This window comes from Arthrobacter sp. TJ-266, from assembly GCF_058269115.1.
On the sequence record NZ_JBZCNC010000011.1, the window covers coordinates 1 to 5994 of the forward strand.

General features: G+C 55.9%; 1 protein-coding gene and 3 rRNA genes. 3 read left to right on the forward strand and 1 reads right to left on the reverse strand.

Annotation, left to right across the window (positions count from 1 at the left end):
* The coding region (locus tag AC4D12_RS16950; RefSeq protein WP_490951136.1) for a hypothetical protein at positions 1 to 184 on the reverse strand (184 nt) is incomplete at its 3' end.
* On the opposite strand from AC4D12_RS16950, the gene AC4D12_RS16955 reads away from it, so the two are divergent.
* From AC4D12_RS16955 to rrf, 3 genes are all read left to right on the forward strand, one after another.
* Positions 184 to 1718, forward strand: a 16S ribosomal RNA gene (locus AC4D12_RS16955). The two genes, AC4D12_RS16950 and AC4D12_RS16955, sit on opposite strands and share 1 nt — an antisense overlap.
* 654 nt (positions 1719 to 2372) lie before the next feature.
* Positions 2373 to 5528, forward strand: a 23S ribosomal RNA gene (locus AC4D12_RS16960).
* A gap of 291 nt (positions 5529 to 5819) precedes the next feature.
* Positions 5820 to 5936 (forward strand): 5S ribosomal RNA (gene rrf / locus AC4D12_RS16965).
* The 16S, 23S and 5S rRNA genes sit together here, the layout of an rRNA operon.
* The last annotated feature ends 58 nt before the right edge of the window (positions 5937 to 5994 follow it).

Sequence of the window (5994 nt, forward strand, 5' to 3'; positions counted from 1 at the left end):
CGGTTGCTCCTGTTGTTTGAGAACTCAATAGTGTGCCAAGTTTGTTGATACCGATTGTTTTTTGATTGGTTGAATTTGCTGGTTGCCGCACCTGGTGTGGTGGCTGGTTTTTTTGGCTGGTTTCGAATTTTGTGCAGCAGTGTTGCTCGTTTTCCCGGGTTTCGTTGTTGTGTCTGTGAATCATTTACGGAGAGTTTGATCCTGGCTCAGGATGAACGCTGGCGGCGTGCTTAACACATGCAAGTCGAACGATGAACCTCACTTGTGGGGGGATTAGTGGCGAACGGGTGAGTAACACGTGAGTAACCTGCCCTTGACTCTGGGATAAGCCTGGGAAACCGGGTCTAATACTGGATACGACCTTCCCGCGCATGCGGTGTTGGTGGAAAGCTTTTGCGGTTTTGGATGGACTCGCGGCCTATCAGCTTGTTGGTGGGGTAATGGCCTACCAAGGCGACGACGGGTAGCCGGCCTGAGAGGGTGACCGGCCACACTGGGACTGAGACACGGCCCAGACTCCTACGGGAGGCAGCAGTGGGGAATATTGCACAATGGGCGCAAGCCTGATGCAGCGACGCCGCGTGAGGGATGAAGGCCTTCGGGTTGTAAACCTCTTTCAGTAGGGAAGAAGCCGGTCTTTCGGGGTTGGTGACGGTACCTGCAGAAGAAGCGCCGGCTAACTACGTGCCAGCAGCCGCGGTAATACGTAGGGCGCAAGCGTTATCCGGAATTATTGGGCGTAAAGAGCTCGTAGGCGGTTTGTCGCGTCTGCCGTGAAAGTCCGGGGCTTAACTCCGGATCTGCGGTGGGTACGGGCAGACTAGAGTGCAGTAGGGGAGACTGGAATTCCTGGTGTAGCGGTGAAATGCGCAGATATCAGGAGGAACACCGATGGCGAAGGCAGGTCTCTGGGCTGTAACTGACGCTGAGGAGCGAAAGCATGGGGAGCGAACAGGATTAGATACCCTGGTAGTCCATGCCGTAAACGTTGGGCACTAGGTGTGGGGGACATTCCACGTTTTCCGCGCCGTAGCTAACGCATTAAGTGCCCCGCCTGGGGAGTACGGCCGCAAGGCTAAAACTCAAAGGAATTGACGGGGGCCCGCACAAGCGGCGGAGCATGCGGATTAATTCGATGCAACGCGAAGAACCTTACCAAGGCTTGACATGAACCGGAATGATGCAGAGATGTGTCAGCCACTTGTGGCCGGTTTACAGGTGGTGCATGGTTGTCGTCAGCTCGTGTCGTGAGATGTTGGGTTAAGTCCCGCAACGAGCGCAACCCTCGTTCCATGTTGCCAGCGGGTTATGCCGGGGACTCATGGGAGACTGCCGGGGTCAACTCGGAGGAAGGTGGGGACGACGTCAAATCATCATGCCCCTTATGTCTTGGGCTTCACGCATGCTACAATGGCCGGTACAAAGGGTTGCGATACTGTGAGGTGGAGCTAATCCCAAAAAGCCGGTCTCAGTTCGGATTGAGGTCTGCAACTCGACCTCATGAAGTTGGAGTCGCTAGTAATCGCAGATCAGCAACGCTGCGGTGAATACGTTCCCGGGCCTTGTACACACCGCCCGTCAAGTCACGAAAGTTGGTAACACCCGAAGCCGGTGGCCTAACCCCTTGTGGGAGGGAGCCGTCGAAGGTGGGACCGGCGATTGGGACTAAGTCGTAACAAGGTAGCCGTACCGGAAGGTGCGGCTGGATCACCTCCTTTCTAAGGAGCGCCTCGTCGTCATGTGCCTGTCCTCAGTGGTGGGTGTGTGGGACGCAGGAGTCAGCCCATAGCGCGGGCGTTTGTTCCGCGGTGGGTGCTCATGGGTGGAATATCAATGAATAGGTGTCGCTTGCTGGTGTTGGCCGGCTCGAGTACGTCTGGTTGTCCTGGGCTCGTGTGTCCTGTCCCTTTCGGGGGTCGGGGTGTGTGGGTGTGGGGTGAGTGGGTTGGAAAGAGCGGGTTGGGCTGGTGGTGGTTATCGTTTGGCACACTGTTGGGTCCTGAGATAACAGGGCCCTGTTCTTCGTGGTGCGTGGTGACGTGTTCTTCGTGGTTGTCGGTTTGGTGGTGGTGTCCCTTGGTTGGGGTGCTGGTCGCTGTCGGTGATTGTGGGGGGTGGGTTGGTGCGTGGCTGTGGGGGGTGGGGTTCGTTGTTTCTGGTTTTCCTGCGCATGCTGTGGTCGTCCCTTGTGGGGTGGCTTGCGGGTGTGTCGGGGTTGTTGGTTGAGAACTGCATAGTGGACGCGAGCATCTTAAAAAGAAGCAATTTCTAAGATAAATCTGGTTTCGAGTGGATGCGTGGTCCTAGCCTTTCGGGGTGGGGAGTGCGTGTGTGTTCGTGCCTGGTTTTCTCGATATGTTTTTGATCTTAGTGGTCAAGTTTTTAAGGGCACACGGTGGATGCCTTGGCATCAGGAGCCGAAGAAGGACGTGGGAATCTGCGATAAGCCTGGGGGAGTTGATAACCGAACTTTGATCCCAGGATGTCCGAATGGGGAAACCCCGCCCGGCGCGCGAGTGACCGGGTGACCCGTATCTGAACACATAGGGTACGTGGAGGGAACGTGGGGAAGTGAAACATCTCAGTACCCACAGGAAGAGAAAACAATAGTGATTCCGTTAGTAGTGGCGAGCGAACGCGGAACAGGCTAAACCAGTGGTGTGTGATAGCCGGCGGGCGTTGCATCACTGGGGTTGTGGGACTTTCCGTTCCAGTTCTGCCGGACTGGTGAAATGAGTGCGTGCGTATAGGTGAACGGGTTTGAAAGCCCGACCGGAGAGGGTGTAAGTCCCGTAACCGTAATGCGTGACGCCGTTTGGAGAGGATCCCAAGTAGCACGGGGCCCGAGAAATCCCGTGCGAATCTGCCAGGACCACCTGGTAAGCCTAAATACTCCCTGATGACCGATAGCGGACCAGTACCGTGAGGGAAAGGTGAAAAGTACCCCGGGAGGGGAGTGAAATAGTACCTGAAACCGTGTGCCTACAAACCGTCGGAGCAGACTTGTTTCTGTGACGGCGTGCCTTTTGAAGAATGAGCCTGCGAGTTAGTGTTACGTCGCGAGGTTAACCCGTGTGGGGAAGCCGTAGCGAAAGCGAGTCTGAATAGGGCGACCAGAGTGGCGTGATCTAGACCCGAAGCGAAGTGATCTACCCATGGCCAGGTTGAAGCGACGGTAAGACGTCGTGGAGGACCGAACCCACTTCAGTTGAAAATGGAGGGGATGAGCTGTGGGTAGGGGTGAAAGGCCAATCAAACTTCGTGATAGCTGGTTCTCCCCGAAATGCATTTAGGTGCAGCGTTGCGTGTTTCTTATCGGAGGTAGAGCTACTGGATGGCTAATGGGCCCTACAAGGTTACTGACGTCAGCCAAACTCCGAATGCCGGTAAGTGAGAGCGCAGCAGTGAGACTGTGGGGGATAAGCTTCATAGTCGAGAGGGAAACAGCCCAGACCACCAACTAAGGCCCCTAAGCGTGTGCTAAGTGGGAAAGGATGTGGAGTTGCCCAGACAACCAGGAGGTTGGCTTAGAAGCAGCCACCCTTGAAAGAGTGCGTAATAGCTCACTGGTCAAGTGATTCCGCGCCGACAATGTAGCGGGGCTCAAGTACACCGCCGAAGTTGTGGCATTCACATATATCCCAAGCCGGAGAGTTGTTCTCTTGGTTCAAGGGTGTGGATGGGTAGGGGAGCGTCGTGTGGGCAGTGAAGTCGCGGTGTGAACCAGCGGTGGAGCCTACACGAGTGAGAATGCAGGCATGAGTAGCGAAAGACGGGTGAGAAACCCGTCCGCCGAATGATCAAGGGTTCCAGGGTCAAGCTAATCTGCCCTGGGTAAGTCGGGACCTAAGGCGAGGCCGACAGGCGTAGTCGATGGACAACGGGTTGATATTCCCGTACCGGCGAAGAACCGCCAATACTGATCGAGGGATACTAACCGCCAGAAGCATGACCGCCCACCCTTGTGGTGACGTGGTTTTTTGTGGATCGCGGGACCTGATCTCGGGAGGTAAGCGTATTAACAGGTGTGACGCAGGAAGGTAGCCGAGCCGGGCGATGGTAGTCCCGGTCTAAGGATGTAGGGCGAACCATAGGCAAATCCGTGGTTCTGGTTTAGATACCGTGCTTGAGATCTGATGGGACCCCCGTATGGGGGAATTCGGTGATCCTATGCTGCCTAGAAAAGCATCGGCGCGAGGTTCTAGCTGCCCGTACCCCAAACCGACACAGGTGATCAGGTAGAGAATACTAAGGCGATCGAGAGAATTATGGTTAAGGAACTCGGCAAAATGCCCCCGTAACTTCGGGAGAAGGGGGGCCCCAACTGTGATGGCGACTTGCTCGCCGGAGCGGATCAGGGCCGCAGAGACCAGGGGGAAGCGACTGTTTACTAAAAACACAGGTCCGTGCGAAGTCGCAAGACGATGTATACGGACTGACTCCTGCCCGGTGCTGGAAGGTTAAGAGGACCGGTTAGTTTCACGCTTGCGTGGGACGAAGCTGGGAATTTAAGCCCCAGTAAACGGCGGTGGTAACTATAACCATCCTAAGGTAGCGAAATTCCTTGTCGGGTAAGTTCCGACCTGCACGAATGGAGTAACGACTTCCCCGCTGTCTCAACCATAAACTCGGCGAAATTGCAGTACGAGTAAAGATGCTCGTTACGCGCAGCAGGACGGAAAGACCCCGAGACCTTCACTATAGTTTGGTATTGGTGTTCGGTGTGGCTTGTGTAGGATAGGTGGGAGACTGTGAAGCGTGGACGCTAGTTCATGTGGAGTCATCGTTGAAATACCACTCTGGTCACTCTGGATATCTAACTTCGGCCCGTAATCCGGGTCAGGGACAGTGCCTGATGGGTAGTTTAACTGGGGCGGTTGCCTCCTAAAAAGTAACGGAGGCGCCCAAAGGTTCCCTCAGCCTGGTTGGCAATCAGGTGGCGAGTGTAAGTGCACAAGGGAGCTTGACTGCGAGAGAGACATCTCAAGCAGGGACGAAAGTCGGGACTAGTGATCCGGCGGCACATTGTGGAATGGCCGTCGCTCAACGGATAAAAGGTACCTCGGGGATAACAGGCTGATCTTGCCCAAGAGTCCATATCGACGGCATGGTTTGGCACCTCGATGTCGGCTCGTCGCATCCTGGGGCTGGAGTAGGTCCCAAGGGTTGGGCTGTTCGCCCATTAAAGCGGTACGCGAGCTGGGTTTAGAACGTCGTGAGACAGTTCGGTCCCTATCCGCTGCGCGCGCAGGAAATTTGAGAAGGGCTGTCCTTAGTACGAGAGGACCGGGACGGACGAACCTCTGGTGTGTCAGTTGTACTGCCAAGTGCACCGCTGATTAGCTACGTTCGGATGGGATAACCGCTGAAAGCATCTAAGCGGGAAGCCTGCTTCAAGATGAGATTTCCATACACCTAGAGTGTGAGAGGCCCCCAGCCAGACCACTGGGTTGATAGGCCGGATGTGGAAGCAGGGACTACAGACCTGCGAAGCTGACCGGTACTAATAAGCCGATAACTTACACCACACACCCACCCACGGAACCCCATTACGGGGCTCCTACCAGGGGAGGGTGAAGATCGAATATGCTACGCGTCCACTATGCGGTTCCCAACCAACAACAGGAACCACCACACAACTCAATATAAGAAGTTGTAACCAGATCCCACGCCACACCCCTCACACCCGAGGTGTGTCGGTCACGGGTCACACAAGATTTACCGCCACCACACCCACCACCCACACGCGGGCACCCCTATCAGGGATGCCACACACGGGACTATGGTCAAGGGTCACTGGTCAGGCCGGTACACAAGGTTACGGCGGTCATAGCGTGGGGGAAACGCCCGGTCCCATTCCGAACCCGGAAGCTAAGACCCACAGCGCCGATGGTACTGCACCCGAGAGAGTGTGGGAGAGTAGGACACCGCCGGACAACACTCAAGGCTGAGGCCCCACACCACCAGGTGCGGGGCCTCACCCCATTAACCCCC